Annotated in this window: 20 protein-coding genes; 14 read left to right on the top strand and 6 right to left on the bottom strand. The window is 45.1% G+C overall.

What is annotated here, in order from left to right; genetic code table 11:
* Nucleotides 1-41: 41 nt before the first annotated feature.
* The 3 genes from DFP81_RS01740 (at nt 42) to DFP81_RS01730 (ending at nt 2477) form a co-directional block, all read left to right on the top strand.
* Nucleotides 42-899 carry an N-acyl homoserine lactonase family protein gene (locus DFP81_RS01740; RefSeq protein ID WP_115896030.1) on the top strand — a complete coding sequence of 286 codons (858 nt, stop codon included), beginning with the start codon at nt 42-44 and terminating at the stop codon, nt 897-899.
* A gap of 11 nt (nt 900-910) precedes the next feature.
* The gene (locus DFP81_RS01735) at nt 911-1273 is read left to right on the top strand and encodes a YqfO family protein (RefSeq protein WP_115896029.1); all 363 of its coding nucleotides are present in this window, start codon (nt 911-913) and stop codon (nt 1271-1273) included.
* 121 nt (nt 1274-1394) lie between these two features.
* Nucleotides 1395-2477, top strand: a complete 1083-nt coding sequence (locus DFP81_RS01730) for a zinc-binding dehydrogenase (protein ID WP_115896028.1) — start codon at nt 1395-1397, stop codon at nt 2475-2477.
* A 153-nt stretch (nt 2478-2630) separates the two neighbouring features.
* Here DFP81_RS01730 and DFP81_RS01725 read toward each other — a convergent pair whose 3' ends face one another.
* Nucleotides 2631-3554, bottom strand: a complete 924-nt coding sequence (locus tag DFP81_RS01725) for a helix-turn-helix domain-containing protein (protein ID WP_115896027.1) — start codon at nt 3552-3554, stop codon at nt 2631-2633.
* Nucleotides 3555-3782: 228 nt separating this feature from the next.
* Here DFP81_RS01725 and exaC point away from each other — a divergent pair, with 228 nt between their 5' ends.
* Nucleotides 3783-5300: an acetaldehyde dehydrogenase ExaC gene (gene exaC / locus DFP81_RS01720; protein WP_115896026.1), complete on the top strand. Its 1518-nt coding sequence runs from the start codon at nt 3783-3785 to the stop codon at nt 5298-5300.
* 135 nt (nt 5301-5435) lie between these two features.
* Here the strand turns inward: exaC and DFP81_RS01715 are convergent, their stop codons facing one another.
* Nucleotides 5436-6989: an alanine/glycine:cation symporter family protein gene (locus tag DFP81_RS01715; RefSeq protein ID WP_115896025.1), complete on the bottom strand. Its 1554-nt coding sequence runs from the start codon at nt 6987-6989 to the stop codon at nt 5436-5438.
* Nucleotides 6990-6998: 9 nt separating this feature from the next.
* Nucleotides 6999-7439: a universal stress protein gene (locus tag DFP81_RS01710; RefSeq protein ID WP_115896024.1), complete on the bottom strand. Its 441-nt coding sequence runs from the start codon at nt 7437-7439 to the stop codon at nt 6999-7001.
* Between the two features lie 701 nt (nt 7440-8140).
* Between DFP81_RS01710 and DFP81_RS01705 the strand changes: the two genes are divergently transcribed.
* From DFP81_RS01705 to DFP81_RS01670, 9 genes are all read left to right on the top strand, one after another.
* Complete coding sequence (locus DFP81_RS01705) at nt 8141-9523, top strand: L-serine ammonia-lyase (RefSeq protein ID WP_115896023.1); 1383 nt, start codon at nt 8141-8143, stop codon at nt 9521-9523.
* Between the two features lie 60 nt (nt 9524-9583).
* Nucleotides 9584-10834: a sarcosine oxidase subunit beta family protein gene (locus DFP81_RS01700; protein ID WP_115896022.1), complete on the top strand. Its 1251-nt coding sequence runs from the start codon at nt 9584-9586 to the stop codon at nt 10832-10834.
* Nucleotides 10835-10845: 11 nt separating this feature from the next.
* Nucleotides 10846-11142 carry a sarcosine oxidase subunit delta gene (locus tag DFP81_RS01695; RefSeq protein WP_115896021.1) on the top strand — a complete coding sequence of 99 codons (297 nt, stop codon included), beginning with the start codon at nt 10846-10848 and terminating at the stop codon, nt 11140-11142.
* Entirely contained in the window at nt 11139-14156 is a 3018-nt protein-coding gene (locus DFP81_RS01690) for a sarcosine oxidase subunit alpha family protein (RefSeq protein WP_181903022.1), read from the top strand. Before DFP81_RS01695 ends, DFP81_RS01690 begins: the two co-directional genes overlap by 4 nt.
* On the top strand, nt 14149-14775 hold the full coding sequence (locus DFP81_RS18170; RefSeq protein ID WP_181903021.1) for a sarcosine oxidase subunit gamma: 627 nt from the start codon (nt 14149-14151) through the stop codon (nt 14773-14775). The genes DFP81_RS01690 and DFP81_RS18170 overlap by 8 nt, the downstream gene beginning before the upstream one ends.
* Nucleotides 14776-15102: 327 nt before the next feature.
* Nucleotides 15103-16677, top strand: coding sequence for an inorganic phosphate transporter (locus tag DFP81_RS01685; RefSeq protein WP_115896020.1), 1575 nt, complete (start codon nt 15103-15105; stop codon nt 16675-16677).
* 158 nt (nt 16678-16835) lie between these two features.
* Nucleotides 16836-17570 (top strand): hypothetical protein, encoded by a 735-nt coding sequence (locus DFP81_RS01680; RefSeq protein WP_115896019.1) that lies wholly within the window; start codon nt 16836-16838, stop codon nt 17568-17570.
* Between the two features lie 65 nt (nt 17571-17635).
* Complete coding sequence (locus DFP81_RS01675) at nt 17636-18421, top strand: hypothetical protein (protein WP_115896018.1); 786 nt, start codon at nt 17636-17638, stop codon at nt 18419-18421.
* 83 nt (nt 18422-18504) lie between these two features.
* Nucleotides 18505-19122: a LysE family translocator gene (locus DFP81_RS01670; protein ID WP_115896017.1), complete on the top strand. Its 618-nt coding sequence runs from the start codon at nt 18505-18507 to the stop codon at nt 19120-19122.
* A 68-nt stretch (nt 19123-19190) separates the two neighbouring features.
* On the opposite strand, the gene DFP81_RS01665 is transcribed toward DFP81_RS01670, so the two are convergent.
* From DFP81_RS01665 to DFP81_RS01655, 3 genes are all read right to left on the bottom strand, one after another.
* A complete protein-coding gene (locus DFP81_RS01665) occupies nt 19191-21167 on the bottom strand; it encodes a DNA topoisomerase III (protein WP_115896016.1) in 1977 nt (658 codons plus the stop codon).
* Nucleotides 21168-21228: 61 nt separating this feature from the next.
* Nucleotides 21229-21711, bottom strand: a complete 483-nt coding sequence (locus DFP81_RS01660) for a universal stress protein (protein ID WP_115896015.1) — start codon at nt 21709-21711, stop codon at nt 21229-21231.
* Nucleotides 21712-21752: 41 nt separating this feature from the next.
* On the bottom strand, nt 21753-21971 hold the full coding sequence (locus DFP81_RS01655) for a hypothetical protein (RefSeq protein WP_147299430.1): 219 nt from the start codon (nt 21969-21971) through the stop codon (nt 21753-21755).
* A 169-nt stretch (nt 21972-22140) separates the two neighbouring features.
* Here DFP81_RS01655 and bamJ point away from each other — a divergent pair, with 169 nt between their 5' ends.
* Nucleotides 22141-22761: a BamJ family beta-barrel-assembly machinery protein gene (bamJ, locus tag DFP81_RS01650; protein ID WP_115896013.1), complete on the top strand. Its 621-nt coding sequence runs from the start codon at nt 22141-22143 to the stop codon at nt 22759-22761.
* Nucleotides 22762-22824 lie beyond the last annotated feature (63 nt).

Below are 22824 nucleotides of genomic sequence, written 5' to 3'. Positions count from 1 at the left end.
AATAAAAAAAATAATTATGAAGCAAATAAAGGAAGGGAAAAATGTCTAATATAATAAAACAAATTCCTAAAGTGTATGTACTTGATAATGGTCGCATGAAAGCCGATAAAAACTTTTTTGTGAGCATGCATAACCCTGCCACGATAGATGAACCAAACAAGCCAAATGAATTGTTAGAGTTCCCCATCTATACCGTTCTGATTGACCACCCCGATGGTAAAATTTTATTCGATACCGCGTGTAGCCCTAAAGGTATGGGAGAAAATGGAACCTGGCCTCAAGCAGTACAAAAAATGTTTAATTACACTGCTGAAGTCAATGGACAGGATTGTCATCTCCATAGTCGCTTGGAAGAAATCGGCTTTGACCCGAAAGACATAGACTACGTCGTTGTTTCCCACCTACATCTTGATCATGCTGGCTGTTTGGAGTTGTTTACCAAAGCCAAGATTATTGTTCATCAAAATGAATTTAATGCTGCTATGTCTAATTACGCTCAAAACAAAACCGCCGATGGTTTTATTTGGGATGAAATAGATTCTTGGATTAAAAGTGATCTGACATGGCGAGTAGTGAAAGAATCCGAAGGGGATCTTGAGCTGCTAGAGGGGATTCAGCTATTGAACTTCGGTAGCGGTCATTCCTACGGCATGTTGGGTTTGCATATTGATATGCCTGGACATGGTGGCGTTATCTTATCATCCGATGCGGTTTACACAGCAGAGAACTATGGACCACCAACACGCCTGCCTTCAACCATCATTGATTCTATTGGCTACATGAATACGGTTGAGAAAATCAAAAAACTGTCTAACCGTACGAATTCTGAAGTCTGGTTTGGCCACGATAGCAAGCAATTTGATTCGCTTGTTAAATCAACTGATGGCTACTACGAGTAAGGGGTGTCACAGTGAGCGATATTATTTTCGTCGATTCTTATCGAATCAAAGTGTTTGTTATTGAGGAATTCCTCGAAAAAGTCATAGCCTCAATTAAGGAAGCAACCAACCTTAAGTATGGTAATTATGATGGAGTGTTGTGGCATTCACAACCAGGTACAGAGCGCTGTGTACCGCGTAAAGGGTCGGTTACTTACGCGGGTGAAATTGACGGGCAGTACGCTTGTGACTCTATTCAAGTTCAGTTCTCTATTCCTAGAGAGCGTGCGTTGCTTGAAAAAGTAGTAGAAAGTATTTTTTCCAGTCATCCTTGGGATGAGCCGGTAATCTCTATTACAGAAACCATCGACACGCGAAAAAATGGCGTGATTTAACCCAAAATAACAATATCTAACGTGAGCTTAAGAGGTTGTGAGCGAACTAAAAAGCCAAGGCAAACCTTGGCTTCCATCATAACCCATTAAGTGTGTGTTAATTAAAACAGTGGTGACAAAGATGAAAGGTAAAATAGTGGTAATGACAGAACCTGGTGCGTTGGAGTATCAGGAATATGATGTTCCAGCTCCAGGCCCAGGCGATGTAATTGTCAAAGTTTTATGCAGTAATGTGTGTGGCTCAGAGTTGCATATTTGGTCAGGCGAGCACCCTAAGAAAAGCGGCGGGCTGGGTCATGAAACCGTAGGGCTTGTACATCAACTGGGTGAAGGCGTTGTAACGGATAATGCCGGTCAGGAACTTAAAGTAGGCGATCGTATTGCAGCAACTTATTTCATTGCTTGTCAGCACTGTCCAACGTGCCAGTCTGGTCGCCTGAATCTGTGTGAAAATGCCTATAGTTTCTGGGCGAAGCAACCAGAAGAATACCCGCATTTCCATACTACTTTTTCAACACATTATTTTATTCATCCAGGTCAGTTCTTTTATAAAGTACCTGATAATGTGCCAGATACTTTGGCAGCTGGAGCAAATTGTGCCTTGTCACAAGTGTATTACGGTATCGACCAGGCCGCTGTTAGCCTAGGCCATAAGGTTGTAGTACAGGGCGCAGGCGGATTAGGTATTTACGCTACGGCGATTTTGAAAAGCAAAGGCGTTGACGTCATTGTGATTGATGCGGACCCATCACGGTTAGCGTTAGCCGCTGAATTTGGGGCAGATCATGTTATTAACATGAATGACTACAAAACCAAGCAAGAGCGAGTGGCTGCCGTTCGTGAGTTGACCAATGGTCAAGGTGCGGATGCTTGTATTGAAGTGGCGGGTGTTCCGGCAGCGTTTGCCGAAGGCCTAGAATTGGTTCGCAGTGGCGGTAAGTTTGTTACCATGGGAAATGTGACACCAGGCAAAACCATCGATATTGACCCAGGCTTCATTACCAGACAGCAAGTGATGATCATTCCTGTCATGCGTTATAGTCCAGAGTATTTGCATAAAGCGTTGAGCTTTTTGAGCAAAAATATTGATCGCTTACCGTTCAATAAAATGTTGGACGCAGAATACAGCCTTGAGAATGTAAAAGAGGCTCTAACTGATTCCATGGAAAGAAAAGTAACGCGGGCCACTATCTTACTTAAGTAAGTGTCAGTGCTGAGTATTATCTGAATTAGGTTTGTGCTTCTTTGGTTGTTAAGTTTCCGCTCAGCAATTGAAGAAGCATTTTTTTGTTTCAATACCCTAAGAAAACGTCTAAAAAGCGCCCTTCAAACAGACCCTAAACCGCCCATTGACTTGTTAATTGAGCTTGTTCTGTGTCACTTCCCTTGGTGTTACCCCAAAGTGTTGATGAAAGCGTCGGCTGAAATGGCTCAGGCTTTGGTACCCTAATTCATAACTTACTTCGGTTACCGAAACGTGTTCTTGTAGACGTTGGTAGGCTCGGCACATCCTCCGCTGATGCTGGTACTCGGCTGGTGTGCAGTGTAACTGGCGTTTAAAAGCATCGTAAAAGCGGCTGCGGCTCATGCAGGCTTTTTTGCTCAGCTCTGTTATGTCCAAAGGCAAGGCTAGGTTTTGTTCAATCCAATGAAGCACACAGGTAAGTCCATTGGCATCAGGGTTTTGCTGGGTGAAGTGCAGTAATGCATCGCGACCATGATGGCGAAGAATGCGCGTGACTAACTCACTGACGCCAAAGTCCACCAGTAAGTCGCGGTCAGGGTCATTTTGCACAAAATCACTGGTGAGTCGGTTTAGTAACTGTTGTGTCGCCTGAGTGTGTAAGGTGTGCAGTGGTTGATTTGGGTCAATGGGCACATTCACAGGGATAGGCGAAGACGACATGATATCGTTCATCCGGTCGCAAATTTGCGCGACGCGTTCTTTGGAAATTTCAATGGTTAGACAGGTAGTTGGTAGGTCTAGTTGCGCTTCCGGAAAGTCGATAAAGACTTCTTCATTAGGGGATAAAATAAAGGATTCATGGGGCATGAAAGGGATGTTTTCACGGCTTTTTGTGTGCATGACTTTTGCCCCAGTGACCATGCCGCAGTAGAGCAGAGAGTTTGCTTTCAGGCTGACTTTTTGGGCTTGCTCATAGGTATCATAAATACTTAACTCAGCATGGGGGCCAGCAAAACAAACACGGTTTTCAATCAATTGACTTGGTGCTCGCTTTTGCCAAGCAAGTGGTTTATCTGCCATGAAAGATTTGTTCATTAACACACCTCTGAATTGTTTTTTTTGGTGGCGCGGTGTTTATATTTTTCGCTTTTATCATCTACCTTGTGTTGATTAAGGTCAATATAAATGGATACACAGACAAGTATCTTGGACTGGTGGGCAAGTTTTTTGTGGCGCTTGTTTCTAAAGTGGGAAGAAGAGTCGCTAATGATTTTTTAGCCTCATTAAAACTCATTACAAAAACAACAAGAGTGGAGATAGATTATGATTTATGCAAAACCAGGCAGTGCAGGTAGCCTCGTATCATTTCAAGAGCAATATGGAAACTACATTGGCGGGGATTGGGTTGCGCCAGTGAAAGGCCAATACTTTGATAATGTCAGCCCTGTTACCGGTGAAGTTTTTTGCCAAATCCCACGATCCACAGAAGAAGACATTAACCTAGCACTGGATGCAGCCCATGAAGCTCGAGAAGCCTGGGGTAAAACCGCCGTTGCGGCGCGCTCTAATATTTTGCTCAAAATCGCAGACCGTATTGAACAGAACCTAGAGCTTTTAGCCGTCGCAGAAACCTGGGATAACGGTAAAGCAGTGCGTGAAACTCTCAATGCAGACATCCCTCTGGCAGCTGACCATTTCCGCTACTTTGCCGGTTGCTTAAGATCCCAAGAAGGCACGGCAGCAGAGTTGGATGAACATACGGTGGCGTACCATTTTCATGAACCATTAGGCGTTGTCGGGCAGATTATTCCTTGGAACTTTCCAATCTTAATGGCCGCATGGAAATTAGCGCCTGCGTTGGCCGCGGGTAACTGTGTGGTGTTAAAACCAGCGGAGCAGACTCCTGCCTCTATTCTTGAACTGGTGAAACTTATCGGTGATTTGCTGCCTGCTGGGGTACTCAATATCGTCAATGGTTTTGGTAAAGAAGCAGGTCAAGCTCTGGCATCAAGCAAGCGTATCGCCAAGATTGCCTTTACTGGGTCGACCCCAGTCGGTGCGCAGATTTTGCATTGTGCCGCGGAGAACATCATTCCCTCTACTGTTGAACTGGGTGGTAAGTCACCGAATATTTACTTTGCAGACATCATGCAGCAAGAAGAGTCTTATATTAGTAAATGTGTCGAAGGCTTGGTATTGGCCTTCTTTAACCAAGGTGAAGTGTGTACTTGTCCATCGCGCGCCCTGGTTCATGAATCTATTTACGACGAATTTATCAAATTAGTGATTGAGCGTACCAAAACCATTGTGCGTGGTGATCCATTAGATACCGACACGCAAGTCGGTGCTCAAGCTTCGCAACAGCAATTTGATAAGATCTTGAGTTATATGGAAATTGGTAAGCAAGAAGGTGCAGAAGTCTTGATTGGCGGTGGCGTAGCGACCGTACCAGGCTTTGAAAAAGGCTTTTATATGGAGCCAACCTTGTTTAAAGGCACCAATGATATGCGGGTTTTCCAAGAGGAAATTTTTGGCCCGGTCGTTAGTATTGTCACCTTTAAAGATGAAGCAGAAGCGCTGGCGATTGCCAATGACAGCGAATTTGGTTTAGGTGCGGGAGTATGGACGCGTGATACGAATCTAGCGTATCGCATGGGACGTAACATTCAGGCGGGACGAGTCTGGATGAACTGCTATCACCAGTACCCAGCGCACTCGGCGTTTGGCGGCTATAAAAAGTCGGGTGTAGGTCGTGAAACCCATAAAGTGGCATTAGAGCACTATCAACAAACGAAAAACTTGCTAGTGAGCTACGACGTTAATCCGCTAGGCTTTTTCTAGGAAAGCTAATATTGCTATTAGCAAGTTGATACCTTTGGCCCTACGGGGCCATTTTTAAGCTGAGCAAAAAAAAACCAAAAGAGCAGGGGCTCTTTTGGTTTTTATTGATTATATACAAAGGGTAATTAATGCATGTTATTTCTTGCTGTCTTTGTATTTCACAATCTCGCCGCTTTTTAGACGCGCTAAGTAAGAGGTTAATTCTTTTTTCACGATCGGCATCAAGAAATATAAGCCGATGATATTGGCAACGGCCATGGCGAAGATCGCAGCATCAGAGAAGTCAATCACAGGGCCTAGGCTAGACGCAGCGCCCACGATAACAAATAAGCAGAAGATGATTTTAAATGTCAGCTCCATTTTTTTGCTTTCGCCGAACAAGTATGTCCAAGCTTTTAGGCCGTAATAAGACCAACTTAACATGGTTGAGAAAGCGAACAAGATAACCGCAATGGCTAAGATGAACGGGAACCAGCTAATGGTTGAACCAAATGCGGCAGACGTTAATGCCACACCAGATGAGCCGTCAGCGGTCATGATAGAGCCACTTTCATTAAGAATATAAAGGCCTGTTTGTGGGTCAGAGACTAATTGGCCAGTGATGATGATCACAAGAGCGGTCATAGTACAGATCACAACAGTATCAATGAAAGGTTCAAGCAAAGACACAAAGCCTTCCGTAATAGGTTCGCTTGTTTGTACCGCTGAGTGAGCGATTGCAGCAGAACCAACACCGGCTTCGTTAGAGAAAGCTGCACGTTTGAACCCTTGAATCAAGGCACCGACTAGACCACCCGCAACACCAAGACCGGTAAATGCGCCAGTAAAGATTTGACCAAATGCCCAGCCAATTTTATCGGCATTGAAGATCAAGATAATCACGGCTGCGCCCACATAAAGGATACCCATGAATGGCACCACTTTGTCGGTAACACGGGCAATCGATTTGATACCACCAACGATAACGGAGAAAACCAGTGCGGCAAAGATAACCCCTGTAATCCAGCCAGGGTAGTTGCCGATAACTTGTGTTAACTGAGCGTGAGCTTGGTTGGCTTGGAACATGTTACCGCCACCAAGGGAGCCCAAGATACAAAATACGGCAAACAAACCAGCGAGCAATTTACCGCCAGGGATGCCTTTTTCAGCGAAGCCTTTGGAAATGTAATACATGGGGCCACCAGAAACACTGCCGTCTTTGTATTCATTTCGGTATTTCACACCCAAAGTACACTCGGTGAATTTTGAGGCCATGCCTAACAAGCCTGCGAGGATCATCCAGAAGGTTGCACCAGGGCCACCGATAGAGACAGCTACCGCTACGCCGGCAATGTTACCCAGACCAACGGTACCGGAAAGCGCGGTTGCTAAGGCTTGAAAGTGGCTTACTTCACCGGCGTCATTTGGGTTTGAATAATCGCCTTTGACCAAGGCAATCGAGTGCCCGATGCTGCGGAATTGAACAAAACCAAAGTACAAGGTGAAGATACTGGCCCCCGTGACCAACCAAAGGACTATCCAAGGGAAACTGGTTCCTGGAATAGGTGCGAAGATAAGTGCAACGAACCAGCCGGTGGCCGCGCCAAAGGCTTCGTTCACGGCAGCATCAATGCCTTCTGCTGCTTGAGCTGTAGTGCTCATCAGCAGCAAAGAGGCTAAGGCGGTTATTAATATCGTGAAATTTTTCATGGCAGCTCCTTAGCTTACAACGGTGACAGGCACGTTTGCACTCATAACAAGGTGTGCTGTCACACTCCCAAATACACGTGTGCTTAAGCCGTGTTCAGTGGAGCGAGCCACGACGATTTGTTCCGCGTTTGTTTCGACGGCAATGCTGTTCAACAGGTGAGCAACTTTACCGTGTAGCACGCGGCCATTGCCTTTAATTCCCGTTTCTTCGAGCGACTTAAGTGCTGGGGCAATAACCCGAGCGTTGGCGTTGTTTAATTCTTCCTGACGGTGTTTCTTACGTAGGGCGTTTTCTTCGTGGGTTTGAAAGGTATAGGGAGACCATTCGACAATGCATACAAGCTCTAATACGCAATCTTCTCCGATTAAGGTAGCGAGTCGTTTCGCGTAGGAAAGGGCACGATTTCCTGCTTCACTTCCGTCGACTCCGACAATAATAGTTGCTGACATAATTAATCCTCTTCCTTTGGGTGTGAAGGGTAAATCTCTGTGTTCGTTTTTATTGGATGCTGTTTTTGAAACCTTTTTGAGAAAAGGCCAACATGCTAAAAAGAATGGCTTTACTTCAGCCGTAAAGTAGAAATGCGTAATAAAGCCTGCAGACACTATACAAAAAACAATGACGAATTGCATACTTTGTAACAAATGTGCACAAAATAAAATTCATTCATCTCAATGAGATTGCTCATAGCGAGGTTTAATGGGGGATTTCGCTTAACAGGCCATTTTGGTTTGTTTTGATAGAAGGGAAATTTTCAACAATTTCAGTTACTTATACTTACAAAATGGATGGCTTAAGTGGTTGATTTTTTGAATGGTTTCTTTCTTGCGTCAAATTCATATTAAGCAGGGATCTTTGAAAGTATTGTGAGTTGAGCTTTCGTACCGGAGCGTGAGGGCATAAAGATGTCGTTTTCAGGTAAATAATTCAGCCTGATGGCACACACAATGTTGCCTTAACGTGGCGCGTGTTTATTTGTTAGCGGCAATTTTGCATTTAACTTCTTGTTCGCTTGGCTAATCATGATAAAAAGATGACAGTGAGGCAGGAGTGATGTTTCTCATATCTTGCCGTTATACAAATAATAAAAACAACCGAACGCTGTGTTTTTCATCATGCCAGGGTTCCAGAAAAAGAGGAAAGCGTAGTCATGGCAATCAGTTTATTTGATCTTTTTAAGGTAGGCATTGGGCCGTCGAGCTCCCATACCGTTGGTCCTATGGTCGCCGCCTGTCAATTTTCTGAGCAGCTAGAAGCACTTAATTTACTGTCTCAAGTGAGCAGCTTAAAGGTTGATTTGTATGGTTCTCTAGGTGCCACAGGTAAAGGGCATGGCACAGGTAAAGCGGTATTAATGGGGTTAGAAGGAGCGCTTCCTGATGTGGTTGACCCGAGCATTATAGAAGGGCGCGTAAGTGAAATTGAATCCAGTTCTGTGATCAAGCTACTTACCAAGCAGGCGGTGTCTATTAATGTGCAGACGGATTTAATTTATCACCGTATTGACCGGTTAGATTTTCATGCAAATGGCATGGTGCTAGAAGCCTTTGCCGCGAGTGGCGAATCCTTACATCAGTCAACTTTTTACTCGGTTGGCGGCGGTTTTATTGTCGAGGAAAATGCACAAGGTGAAGTGGAGTTAGTTGAAGATAACACGGTCCTGCCGTTTGAATTCCACAGTGCAGAAACCTTGATTAGCTTATGCAAAAAACACGACCTGAGTATTGCTCAGATCATGCTAGAAAATGAAAAAGTGTGGCGCAGTGAAGCGCAAATACGCTCTGGCATTATTGGTATTTGGAACGTCATGGAGGAGTGTGTCAAAAACGGCATGCGTAATGAAGGTATTTTGCCAGGAGGCTTAAAGGTAAAACGTCGAGCGGCCAGTTTGTACCGAGATTTAACCAGTAAAACCCGTATGGATATGATAACGCCTTCTCTTGGCGCAATGGATTGGGTGAATTTATATGCCTTAGCAGTCAATGAAGAAAACGCCGCAGGGGGACGTGTAGTAACGGCGCCAACCAATGGTGCGGCTGGCATTATTCCTGCTGTCCTACATTATTACTGGGAGTTTTGCCCACGCTCTAGTGAAGACGGCATCATCGAGTTCTTTTTAACTGCCGCCGCGATTGGCATGTTGTTCAAGGAAAATGCGTCTATTTCTGGAGCCGAGGTGGGCTGTCAGGGAGAGGTCGGCTCTGCTTGTGCTATGGCTGCCGCTGGATTGGCGGCAGCGACAGGAGGCTCCCCAGAGCAGATTGAAAATGCGGCAGAAATTGGTATGGAACATAACTTAGGGCTGACCTGTGACCCGATCGGTGGGCTGGTTCAAGTACCTTGTATCGAACGCAACGCCATGGCGGCAATGAAAGCCATTAACTCAGCTTCAATGGCAATACGAGGAGATGGTTCTCATTATGTTTCTTTGGATAAAGTCATTCGTACTATGCGCGATACCGGGCGTGATATGAATGATAAGTACAAAGAAACTTCCCGCGGTGGACTCGCTGTTAATGTCATTGAGTGCTGATATAGCAGATTAGTGATAAATCGTTTTAGAACCGTGTTATCGAGTGTATAGGATGGTGTTATGAGTCGTTATTCAGTGTTTAGTCTATTCAGGCATGCGTTAAGTCACCATGAAAACTGGCAAAAAGTATGGCGTAACCCAACTCCCAAGGATGTTTACGACGTGGTGATTGTTGGCGGTGGAGGGCACGGTTTAGCAACGGCTTATTATCTTGCTAAAGAGCATGGCATTACCAATGTTGCAGTGGTAGAAAAAGGTTATTTAGGGGGCGGCAATACCGCCCGTAATACCACAATACTGCGATCAAATTACCTTTGGGATGAAGCGGCTCATTTATTCGAGCACTCGATGAAACTATGGGAAGGTTTGAGCCAAGACTTGAACTATAACGTGATGTATTCGCCACGTGGCGTGTTGAACCTTGGGCATAATCTTCAGGACATGAGAGACATTGAACGTCGCGTCAATGCCAATCGCCTCAATGGTATTGATGGTGAGGTATTGAACGCCAAACAAGTGCAAGAGATCTGCCCGCTTTTGGATTGTTCTGAGCGGGCTCGTTACCCTGTTTTGGGCGCTTCTTGGCAAGCCCGTGGTGGTGTCGCACGTCATGATGCGGTGGCCTGGGGTTTTGCCCGTGCTGCCGATTCATTGGGCGTTGATTTATTACAACAAACGGAAGTAGTAGGCATCCGTCGCCATGAAGGTGCGGTGTGTGGCGTAGAAACCAATCGCGGCTTTATTGCCGCGAAGAAAGTGGCCTGTGTTACTGCGGGTAGCTCGTCGTTATTGGCGAAAATGGTGGGTATGGAACTGCCTATTGAGAGTCATCCATTGCAAGCCTGCGTCTCTGAGCCGATCAAACCGATTCTAGATACCGTGGTAATGTCCAATGCAGTGCATGGCTATATGAGTCAGTCGGATAAAGGCGATTTGGTCATCGGTGCCGGCATAGACAGCTACACAGGGTATGGCCAGCGCGGTTCGTTTCCGGTTATTGAGCACACTTTAGCAGCGATTTGTGAAATGTTTCCTGATGTTAGGCGAGTGCGAATGAACCGTGCGTGGGGAGGAATTGTTGACACCACACCGGATGCCAGTCCGATTATATCTAAGACACATATCCCAGGTTTGTATTTTAACTGTGGCTGGGGAACCGGTGGCTTTAAAGCGACTCCTGGTTCTGGAAATGTGTTTGCTCATACGGTTGCGAAAGACGAACCGCATCCGTTGGCCAAGCCTTTTAGTATCGATCGCTTCCATTCGGGGCATCTTATTGACGAACATGGCGCGGCAGGTGTCGCTCACTAGGAGGCTGTTTTATGTTGCATCTATTTTGTCCCTATTGTCAGGAATTGCGCGAAGAAAACGAGTTTCATTATCGTGGTCAGGCGCATATTGTTCGACCCAAAGATCCAGAGTCGTTATCGGATAAAGAGTGGGGGGATTATTTGTTCTTCCGTAATAACTCCAAAGGCATCCATCATGAAATGTGGTATCACGTGAGCGGTTGTCGACGTTTTTTTAACGTTACTCGCAACACAGTTACTTATGAGATTTATGAAACCTACAAAATAGGTGAAACGCCAGCTGTAACCGATAAGGAAGAAACGGAATGAGCCAACAAAATCGCTTAGCCCAAGGGGGCCGGATTGACCGTAATAGAGTATTAAATTTCAGTTTTGCTGGTCAGACATATAAGGGCTATGAAGGAGATACCTTAGCCTCAGCGTTATTGGCAAATGGGGTTGATGTGGTTGGCCGCAGCTTCAAGTATTCTCGTGCGCGCGGCATTACAGGACATGGTAGCGAAGAACCAAATGGTGTGGTTCAGCTTGGTACCGGCGATTCAACTGTACCCAATGTGCGAGCGACACAGCAAGAATTGTATAGCGGCTTGGTTTCTAACCCGGTAGCAGGCTGGCCGAGTTTACAGTTCGATCTGATGTCTTATCTGGGCAAGGCAGGCGCCATGATGCCGCCTGGGTTCTATTATAAGACGTTTATGTATCCGCAAAAGTTGTGGATGACCTATGAGCACTTTATTCGCAAAGCCGCAGGCCTAGGTAAAGCGCCGACAGCTCCAGACCCAGATACCTATGATAAGTTTAATCAGCACTGTGATGTGATGGTAGTAGGGGGTGGTCCTGCGGGGTTGAGTGCGGCTTATGCCGCCGCGAAAACAGGCGCTCGCGTCATCATTGCGGATGAGCAGAGCGAAATGGGAGGTCATCTGCTGACCTTCGAGCAAACCATTAATGGTCAGTCCAGCAGTCTATGGCTAGCTGAGATGGTGGCAGAGCTAAATGCCATGAGCAATGTAAAAGTATTGCCTAAGACTACAGTGATGGGCTACTTCGATCATAATTTTTTAGTGGCGATTGAACGACGTACCGATCATCTTGGCGAGCGTGCTGTCTCGGGGACGCGTCAACGCTCTCATCGTATTCGTGCTAAGCAAGTGATTTTGGCCGCAGGGGCACAAGAGCGGCCGCTAGTATTTGCTAACAATGATGTGCCAGGCGTCATGCTCGCGTCTTCGGTCACTACCTATATTAAACGTTATGCCGTTGTACCAGGTCATAACTTGATTGTGTCGACCGCCAATGACAGTGGTTATTTGGCCGCCATAGAATGGTCTAAAGCGGGGCGTAATGTGGTCGGTATAGCTGATTCTCGTCCCCATTCTGATGGTGCTTTAGTCGCTGAGGCCAAAGCGCTAGGTATTGACGTTTGGTTTGGTCATGGCGTTATGGAGGTTAAAGGCGGACGACGTGTTTATTCAGCGTCGGTGGCGGCTATCAGCGCGGAAGGCGATCGCATAATAGGAGACGTTAAAACCTACGATTGCGATACGGTAGCCACTTCAGGAGGCTGGAGCCCGGTTGTGCATTTAAGCTGCCACACAGGGTCTCGTCCTGTCTGGCGTGATGACATTATTGGTTTTGTTCCGGGTAAAGCATTACAGGCGCAACATTGTGTTGGCTCAATAATGGGCGATCATCAACTGGCTGATTGTGTTCATGGTGGCTTGGAGACGGGCAGCAAAGCGGCGGCACAAGCAGGCTTTGGTGATGGTGAGCTGCTGATGACTAAGCCAGACATTGAGCGCTTAGCAGAAGGCAAGGCTCAAGCCTTGTTTCTGGTGCCACATAAAAAAAATGTCAGTCGAGCACCCAAGCAATTTGTTGATTTACAAAATGATGTGACCGCAGCTGGTATTGAGCTGGCGACCCGTGAAGGGTTCGAGTCGATTGAGCATGTTAAGCGTTATACCGCCATGGGCTTTGGTACAGATCAAGGTAAGCTTGGCAATGTGAACGGCATGGCGATTGCTGCACGTTCATTGGGCAAGAGTATTGAAGAAACTGGCACCACGATTTTTAGGCCGTCTTATACACCTTCAACTTTTGGTGCATTAGCGGGGCGTGATGCAGACACTTTGTTTGATCCCGAGCGTTATACCGCAATCCACCAATGGCATATTGATAATGGCGCTGTGTTTGAAGATGTTGGTCAATGGAAGCGGCCTTGGTATTACCCTCAGCCAGGTGAAAGCTTATCGGAGGCATTAAACCGAGAGTGTTTAGCTACCCGTAATAGCGTAGGGATTCTAGATGCCTCTACGTTAGGCAAAATAGACATTCAAGGCAAAGATGCCCGTGAATTTCTGAATCGAGTTTATACCAACGCTTGGTCTAAGTTGGCGATAGGGAAATGTCGTTATGGCTTAATGTTAAAAGAAGATGGCATGATCATGGACGATGGTGTGACCTCGTGTTTAGCAGATGATCACTTTATTGTTACCACGACCACTGGCGGGGCTGCGGCTGTCTTAGAGTGGTTAGAATTATGGCATCAGACAGAGTGGCCTGAGCTTGAAGTCTATATGTCGTCGGTGACTGATCATTGGTCAACCATGACCATTTCTGGACCGAATGCACGCAAGGTGCTGGCTAAAGTTTGCCATGACATTGACCTTGATAAAGAGGCGTTTAAGTTTATGGAGTGGCGCAATGGGTCGGTGGCAGGCGTCACTGCACGGGTTTTTCGTATCAGTTTTACGGGCGAATTGTCCTATGAAATCAATGTCTCAGCGAATGATGGTTTATTTGTTTGGGAGGCGCTTATTGAGGCTGGCAAAGAGTTTTCTATTACGCCTTATGGCACCGAAGCGATGCATGTCTTACGGGCGGAAAAAGGCTTTATTATAGTCGGTCAGGATACCGATGGTTCCGTTACCCCTTATGATATGGACATGGGCTGGTGTGTGGGTAAGAACAAAGCCTTTAGTTTTATTGGCAAGCGCTCTTTTGATCGTCCAGATACGCAAAAAGCCGACCGTAAACAGTTTGTTGGACTCAAAACAAAGAACAGTGATGAGGTGTTGCCAGAAGGGGCACAAGCAGTATGGGATCCTAAGCAGGCCATTCCAATGACCATGGTAGGTCATGTTACTTCGAGTTACTACAGTGCTGTTTTAGGGCGATCAATCGCGTTAGCTGTGATCAAAGAAGGCCATAAGCATAAAGGTGAAACCTTATATTTTCCGTTGGCCGATGGGCGTGTTATCGAAGCCGTGATTTGTGATTATGTGTTTTATGACCCAGAAGGAGAGCGCCAAAATGTCTGATTTGACGACCTTTGAGTTCGCTGCACGCGCTCAAAATACTCAAGGTGCAACACGCAGAGAAACACCCTTGCACCATGTTTCTCATCAAAATGCGGAAGCCGCCGCCGTGGTGTTCAATGAAGTGCCATTTTGCGCACAACTTACTTTACGAGGGAGCCCAGAGAACCCAGATTTCTTAGCCGGTGTGGAAAAGGTATTAGGTTTTGCCTTACCAGTTCAACCCTTAACCAGTCATGCATCGGACAGTTATTATGTCTTTTGGATTAGCCCTGGTGAGTGGCTTATTTTGGCTGAAAACATCGAGCCCGCAGTGATTGAAGCGTCGTTGCGTGCTGAATTGACAGGGCATTTTGCTGTGGTGGATGTATCCGCAGGCCAAACCTTAATGACGTTGTCAGGCGAAGCGGTCCAACAAGTGCTACAAAAAAGTTGTGGTTACGATGTGGAGGCTTCTTTGCCGGTTGGTAAAGTCGTCACTACGACCTTTGCTAAGGCTACCCTAGTGCTTCACCACCAAGCAGAGGGGAAGTATTTTCTGATAGTGCGACGTAGTTTCGCCGACTATGTTTGGCGTTGGTTAGTGGATGCATCGGCAGAATATGGCTTAACCGTGGTTTAGTTAAGCTCTATAAGTGGCCACTACTTTAGATGGAGTGGTAGGTCGCAAACATAGACTGTTTTATCGACAAATAGTTTTTTTGTAAAAGCGCCGTATGAGGCGCTTTTTTTTAAGAAACTTTTTGACACAAAAATGTAATATTTATAGGGTTTTTATCTTAGGACCCTCGGTGTAGAATGGCGCCCGAAAGGCATTTTATGAACAAAATGTGACAGGATGACCCCAGAGCCGAATTCTACAATTGCTAAGGTAGGCATTTCTCTTTTCACTATATTGGGTTCAGTGAAAAGCGGTTTGGCATAGATTAATCAGTAAAGATGAGCCTATATGGATCTTACAAATAACCCGAAAGAAGAAACTACCCTATGGGGTGGAAGCGAATTTATTCGAATCTTGCTAGCCGCTGCGTTTATTTTTATCGCTGGCTTTTACGCATCCTGGCAAGGGATAGGTGTTTCTAACCTTTCTATTCTTGCTATTGCTGCGGCCATTGGTGCCTATATGGCGGTAAATATTGGTGCTAATGATGTTGCCAATAACGTGGGCCCTGCGGTGGGGTCGAAAGCCTTATCTATGACGGGTGCAATCCTAATTGCCGCATTATTTGAAGCAGCTGGGGCCTTGATTGCCGGTGGTAATGTTGTTGGTACAATTAAAAAAGGCATTATTAATCCAGATGCCATTGCCGATGCCGAGACTTTTATTTGGCTAATGATGGCAGCGCTGCTTGCTGGGGCGATTTGGCTTAACCTAGCTACTTACTTAGGTGCGCCAGTTTCTACTACACACTCCATTGTGGGTGGTGTGTTAGGTGCAGGTATTGCCGCTGGTGGTTGGGATATTGCAAACTGGAGTCAATTGCTTGCTATTGTCGCTAGTTGGGTAATCTCTCCTGTCTTAGGTGGTGTGATAGCCGCTCTATTCTTAATCTATATTAAGCGGTCTATTACCTATAAAAATGACATGATAGCCGCAGCACAAAAAACCGTTCCTCTATTGGTGGGGCTGATGGTTTGGGCTTTCTCGACCTATCTTATTCTTAAAGGCCTTAAGCATCTTTGGAAATTAGACATTATCACGGCGGGTCTAATCGGTTTTGCCATCGCATTAACGGCGTACTTCCTTGTGCGACCTATGGTGGACAAAGCGGCTGCTTCTTTGCAAAACAATAAAGATGCCGTGAATAGTTTGTTTACTATTCCATTAATCGTTTCTGCAGCGCTATTAAGTTTTGCTCATGGCGCCAATGATGTCGCCAACTCGATTGGGCCTTTAGCTGCCATCAACGACGCCTTGATGACTGGATCCGTTGCCAGTAAAGCCTCTATACCTCTTTGGGTAATGGCAGTGGGTGGTATTGGTATTGCTATCGGACTTGCTCTATTCGGTCCTAAACTGATTAGAACAGTGGGTAGTGAAATCACCGAGCTAGATAAAACTCGCGCATTTTGTGTGGCCATGGCCGCGTCGATTACGGTCATTATTGCTTCGCAACTAGGGCTTCCAGTGAGCTCCACGCATATTGCAGTGGGTGGTATTTTTGGTGTTGGATTTTTACGTGAATACTTGAAACAGTCTTACGATAAAAAGATCGCCGCTATTATTAAGCATTCTAAAGACGCAGGGTTTGGTGTCGATGAGACTCAGTCATTTGTGACACGTTTTACAGAAGCTGATGTAGACCAAAAGCGCCTTATTCTGAAGGAGCTGAAGCAAGCAAGCTCAAATTCTCCTATCTCTAAAGAAGAGCGTAAAGGACTTAAAAAAGCGACTAAGAAAGAATTGGTTAAGCGTTCAGCGCTAATTCGAATTGCTGCAGCATGGGTGATTACGGTACCAGCTTCCGCTGTGCTTGCTGCTATGTTGTTTTACATGCTGTTAGGCTTCTCTGTCTCTCGTTAGTATTATGCAGGAGGTTTAGGAAGCGTCAATATGACATTCTCCTATTATCCCTAGTGATTAAAAGGCCAGTTTTTACTGGCCTTTTTTGTGTCTCTTGATCGAGCTCTATGATATAAAAAAGTAATGGGAGATAGGGATTAATCGACAGGCCAGACAATATGCAGCAAATAAGTGTTCTACTAACGATTGTTTTTATTGTAAGTATTATATTTCTACTCAGTGTTGCAGCGTTTATTGTATGGCAAAAAAAGCAGCAGCTTCGGAAGAAAAAAATTATCGAAAAACTGATTAATAGAAGTTATCGTTTAGTTTCAATCCTGGAGTCCGTACCTGATCGATACTTACCGATTCAAACCAAGATGTTGTTGATCGATTATTTGCATTCTATTGTGCCAAACCTCGTGAGTAAGCGGGTTTCTGTGCCTGAGTTAATGGTGGTTTTGCCTGAGTTGTCAGAAATAAGAAGCCAGTTGAGAGATGGGATTCAAAAAAGCAAAAATGAAAAAGTAATGAGCAAAACGCATTGTACTAAAATACAAAATGCGCTTCATTTCTTGCCTGTATTATTAAGAGAGTTTTCAGAAAAACATATTATTGATAGTCGAAGCGCGAAGCGCCAGGCTGTGTTAATGCGCTTTTCCTATTCTTTAGTGCATTATGACTTATTGCTATATCAAGCAAAAGTGGATTTAGTGGCCGATAGAAAAGCCAGTGCATTAGACAAATACCGTAGCGCGTTAGCAGAAATAGAAAAAGTCGCGGTCATTGAAAATGTGGCGGAAGAAATTGAGTGGGTGAAGTGTCGTATTGCTAAGGTGGAGGAGATGCTATTTGTCACTCATACATCATCTAGCTCGCTGGACTCGATAGCTGAGGGGGCGCGGTCTGTCTGACGGTTAAGCCACTGTACGATGAGTCAAAACCTATATTTTTCATTCAAAAGAGTAAACGGTAGAGTATGACGGTTATCATTGTTTCTGTTCTCTTATTAGTCATTGGTGGCTTTATTGCGTTTGCAATATACCTTCAGTTTAAAGAGCAAGCTCGCTTAGAAAAACTCAGAAAAATAGTGGCTTTGAAAAATCAGCTGCGACAGATACGCCGTTATCTCGATGATATTCCTCCCCAATATCAGCCAAAAGACATGCGATTATGGCTGTTTTCTCGTTTACTGACTCACTATGATGAGCTCATTAAGTTGCAACCAGATGCGACACTGTCTCGCCGTCGAAAATTGACCGCGGAAGAAATGTCAGAGTTGCAAACAAGTAAGCAAAAGAGGCGAGCTAAGCCGATTAATGATGAGTTGATGGTAATGGATTTAAAACGTCTATTCGATTCTTTTCAGTTGTGTATTAAACAAGCTGAAAAAGAGAAAACACTCGACACCGAAGTAGTAGCTCGATATTCAAATTTGCTCCAGTTTTATAAATACAAAGCGAAAGCAGATTTGCATGCTTATATTGCTCGACAGTCTTTTTTATCTGGGAATTATGAAAAAGCGATCGCATCTTATAAAGAGGCATTAACTCAGCTAGCTCCTATTAAGGGCACAGCGGAAGCGAAAACAGCCAGTAAGCAACTTACTAGCTTAATAAATGAAGTTGAAGAAGCGCAATCTGGGGGGGGGAATGACAATGGAGCGTCAAGTCATGCCGAACAAGACTCAGCAGACAGTGAATTGACCCAAGAATGGGATAAGTTCATTGATGAAACAGAGTTCAAGAAAAAGAAACATTTCTAGTCGGTGCCTTTCCTGTTACTTTCGACTTCTGGGGCTCTGCTTTAGGGCGGAAATATTTAAGCTAAATGACATAAGGGGATTTTGTGAACTTAGCGCTTTTATCAGCTTTTATTCCTACTTTCTTTTTTGTTTCTATTACGCCTGGCATGTGTATGACACTTGCTATGACGTTAGGAATGACCATTGGGGTGAAGCGTGCATTATGGATGATGTTAGGCGAACTTGCTGGAGTTGCCACAGTAGCGACCTTATCCGCCATTGGCGTTGCGGCATTATTGCTTAATTACCCGACAGCCTTCACTGTACTGAAAGCACTTGGGGGTCTTTATCTTGCCTATATTGGTATCCAAATGTGGCTGTCGAAAGGGAAAATGGCGATCAAGTCACAGGAAGAAAGTGCGCCTTCGACGTATTTTGAGCTTATTTCTCAGGGATTTGTAACCGCGATTGCTAACCCTAAGGGTTGGGCATTTTTTGTGGCTTTGCTACCGCCGTTTCTGGATTCTTCACAGCCACTTGCCAGTCAACTGGCGGTGTTAGTCGTGATTATTTTATGTTTGGAGTTCAGTTGTTTGATCATTTATGCCGCGGGCGGGCGAACCTTGCGTTCCGTTTTGATGAAAAGTGGTAACGTTCGTATTATGAATCGTGTCGCTGGTACATTAATGCTCTTCGTCGGTGCTTGGTTGGCGATGGGTTAATGGCTGTGCGCCCTATGTGACGAAATGGTTTTATGATTAAGATGGATGTCCGTTAAGCCATCAAACCGTCAAAAAGACGCCCTTGGGCGTCTTTTTGTATTGCTGGAGCCAGCTTTTTTGCTGGTTGATTTTCTGCTCGATGGTTTGCGCTTAGTGAATGCTTTTTTACTTGGAGGCGGCAGGTTTTTTAGCGCTGCTGTCGGCATTTCTCTTGATTTGTCGAGCAATGACGTCAGGTTTTCTTCTAGGCTCTGCATAAAGTCTTGGTAGCTTGCTTCCCCCAAGCTGATTGCATTTAGAGAGGATTCCCATTTGGCCGTCATATCAGGTGTCACAAGTTGGTTCGGTAGGCAATCTATAAAAGCACGACCTGTGGTACTCGCATGAATCTGCTTACCTTGTCGAGTTAAGAAATTGCGTTTAAAAAGCAGCTCAATAATACTGGCTCGCGTGGCTTCAGTACCAAGGCCGTCGGTTTCTTTGAGAATAGCTCGAATGCTTTTGTCGGTCACAAAGCGACTGATGCCTGTCATGGCGGCGAGCAAGGTCGCATCGGTGAAAGCAGCCGGTGGTGTGGTGACTTTTTCATCTATCATGCCTTCGTGGCACCAAGCTTCTTCGCCTTTTACCAGTTTAGGAAGCTCACTTTGTTCTTCGTCAGAAGGGCTTTTCGCTTTATTTTTATTGCCGAGCAAGGCTTTCCAGCCTAATGCGATCGGTGTATTGCCCTTGGCTTCAAATTGTCCGCCTTCGATAACCAGCCTTATTTGTGAGGATAAATAGTCATAATCAGGATAGAACTGCATTAAGTACTGACGAGCAATAAGAGAAAAAACCAGTCCTTCAGTCTTGGATAAAGACGCCATTTTATAAGCTTGAGTAGTGGGGATAATAGCGTGATGGGCGGTCACTTGTTTGTCATTCCACGCCTTACTTTTTCGGCTTGGATCGGCTGAGCTCGCGCCCTTAGCGATTTCTCCTTCTGCGTTGCCAAGAGCTTTAATGATGGCCGTCGCATCTTTGTGCTGTTGGTTTGGTAAATAACGACAATCAGATCTTGGGTAAGTGATCATTTGATGGCGTTCGTACAGTGTCTGACAAATGTCTAACACCTGTTGGGCAGACAAAGAGAAAGCTTTTGCAGCATCAATTTGTAATGCAGACAGACTATAAGGCAGGGGTGGGGGCTGCTTTTTTTGTTGGTAATTCGCTTGGCTCACAATGGCCGGTTTATTCGTGATACGAGCCGCAACATTTTGCGCAAGGGGGAGGCTTAATACGCGATTTTCTGAGTCCATATAGGGTTGGCATGATTCGCTCGGTAGCCACTTTGCACGAAAGCGATGACCTTGTTTGTCTTCTATGTTGGCCCAAACCTGATAGAAATCCTTTGCCACAAAAGCTTCTCTTTCTTTGTCTCTTGCGACTACCAATCCCAATACCGGGGTTTGAACGCGACCAATAGAAAGAACGCCTTGGTAGCCCGCTTGGCGCCCTCGAATCGTGTAGGCGCGAGTTAGATTGAGTCCAAATAGCCAGTCTGCACGGGCGCGACCAAGAGCTGACCTTGAAAGGGCTGAAAACTCGGCATTGGAACGTAATTGGCTAAGTGCTTTTTTCACGGCTAAAGGGGTTAGATCGTTAATCAATAATCGTTGTGTGCTTTTCAGTTTTTGAGCTGGCACCTTAGTGTAGTGCAGCACCTCATCAACGAGCAGTTGTCCTTCGCGATCAGGGTCGCCAGCATGGACTAAGACGGAGGCTTTTTTAATGAGCTTTTTTAAGATAGAAAGCTGTTTTTTAGTCGCGGCTTTTTCCTGCCATTGCCATTCACTAGGGATGATAGGTAGGTGTTCTAAGTTCCAGGCTTTATACGCGGGGTTGTACTGATGAGGTTCTGCTTGCTCAAGTAGATGACCAATACACCAACTGACACAATCACCATTAGGTAACCAAATACAGCCATCCTCTTTTTTTTGTGGAGAGGGTAGGGCGGCGGCAATAGCGCGAGCGAGACTGGGTTTTTCAGCAATATAAAGAATCATAGATACACTTACTGTTTATATATACAGTAAGTGTATCCAAGATAGTGGTATCTGACTAGGGTTATTTAATAGGAACGACAAGCACAGGAATTTTACTGTGGTGAATAATTTTATTGGCGGTTGAGCCAATAATCATTTGTCCAATCCGACTGTGCGTTCGGCTATTCATGACGATCATGTCAGCGCCTTTTTCTTCCGCTGTATATTGGATCGCATCGGATGCTATGCCATTCACTATCAGTCTTTCTGGGGTGCTGGTGAGTGCTGCTAATGTATCTTTATGCTCTTCCATAAAGCGATCAAGTTGTTGATCCATTCTTTCTTTTACATTTCTGACAGCCTCTTCCTGCATCTTCTTAGATACTTCAGCCGATACATAATTATAAATCATGCTATTGGTTTGAGTGCTAAGAGGTTCCATAGAGTGCATGATGATGACCTTGGCTTGGTGGGCTAAAGCAAGATTCATCACTAACTCTAATGCAGATTGGGTTTGTCCTTCGAGGTCGCAGGCATATAGTATGGTGTTAATTGGCGCAAGCATAGTGACTCTCCTTTTTCTAGTATAAATAGAGTATAGGCGGGTTAGCTTTTTTGGTGCTGACCTATATCAATATTTAGTGAGCTGGTATTAGAGAGGGCCATTTTGAGGCTAGCGCTCTGTTTGTCTCTATGGCTATCAATTAAGAAGCTGCCCATTAAGGCGGTGAACACCAGACCAACAAACAAGATACCCCAATAATCACGAGGTCTTTTGGCTTCTTTGTGATGGATCATTTGCGGTATAAATGTTTTTGCTTTCATGGTGTCGCTCTCTTCCATTCATTGCGATATCTTGATAATAAATGATAATCACTATCATTTGCAAATTCTATTTTAACTTCTCGCTGTTTGCATGTTTTGGGGTAATGTTCTGCTGGTAGGGCTATGTTATGATACGGCCTCAAATTTTTAACAGATAAGAGAGTTAGCTATGTCAGAACTGTCGTTCGACTCAAACGAATCTAAAATCGCATACGGCATTGGTCGTCAAATCGGTGATCAACTACGTGGTAGCGATCTTGGTGAATTGTCTCTAAACCACCTTTTTGCTGCGATTGAAGATGCGTTGAATGGTGCTGAAATGCGTGTTCCTGGTGCTGAGCTTGAAGCGGCTTTCGCTGAACTTCAGCAAAAAATGGAAGAAAAGAGTCGTGCAGCTTCTGAAGGAAACATCCAAGCGGGTGAAGCTTTCCTTGCAGAAAACAAAGCAAAAGATGGCATCCAGGTAACAGAAAGTGGCCTTCAGTACGAAGTGCTTGAAGAAGGTACTGGTGCAACTCCAGCGCTAGAGTCTACTGTTCGTGTTCACTACGAAGGTCGTCTACTTGACGGTCAAGTATTCGATAGCTCTATCGCTCGCGGCGAGCCAATTGAATTTCCTCTAACTGGCGTTATCGCTGGTTGGACTGAAGGTCTTCAGTTGATGAAAGAAGGCGCGAAATACCGTCTTACTATTCCTGCTGAATTGGCTTACGGCGCACAAGGCGCTGGTGCTATGATCCAGCCTCATTCTGTTCTTCAGTTTGATGTTGAATTGATTGCTGTTGTTTAATTAGTCATTAAGCGTTAATAGCAAAAAAAGCGAGTTATCCAGAATAGGGTAACTCGCTTTTTT

The sequence above is a fragment of the Marinomonas pollencensis genome (genome assembly GCF_003387375.1).
Classification (GTDB): Bacteria; Pseudomonadota; Gammaproteobacteria; order Pseudomonadales; family Marinomonadaceae; genus Marinomonas; species Marinomonas pollencensis.
The sequence above is the reverse complement of the archived record's forward strand: the minus strand, read 5'-3'. Positions and strand labels throughout refer to the sequence as shown.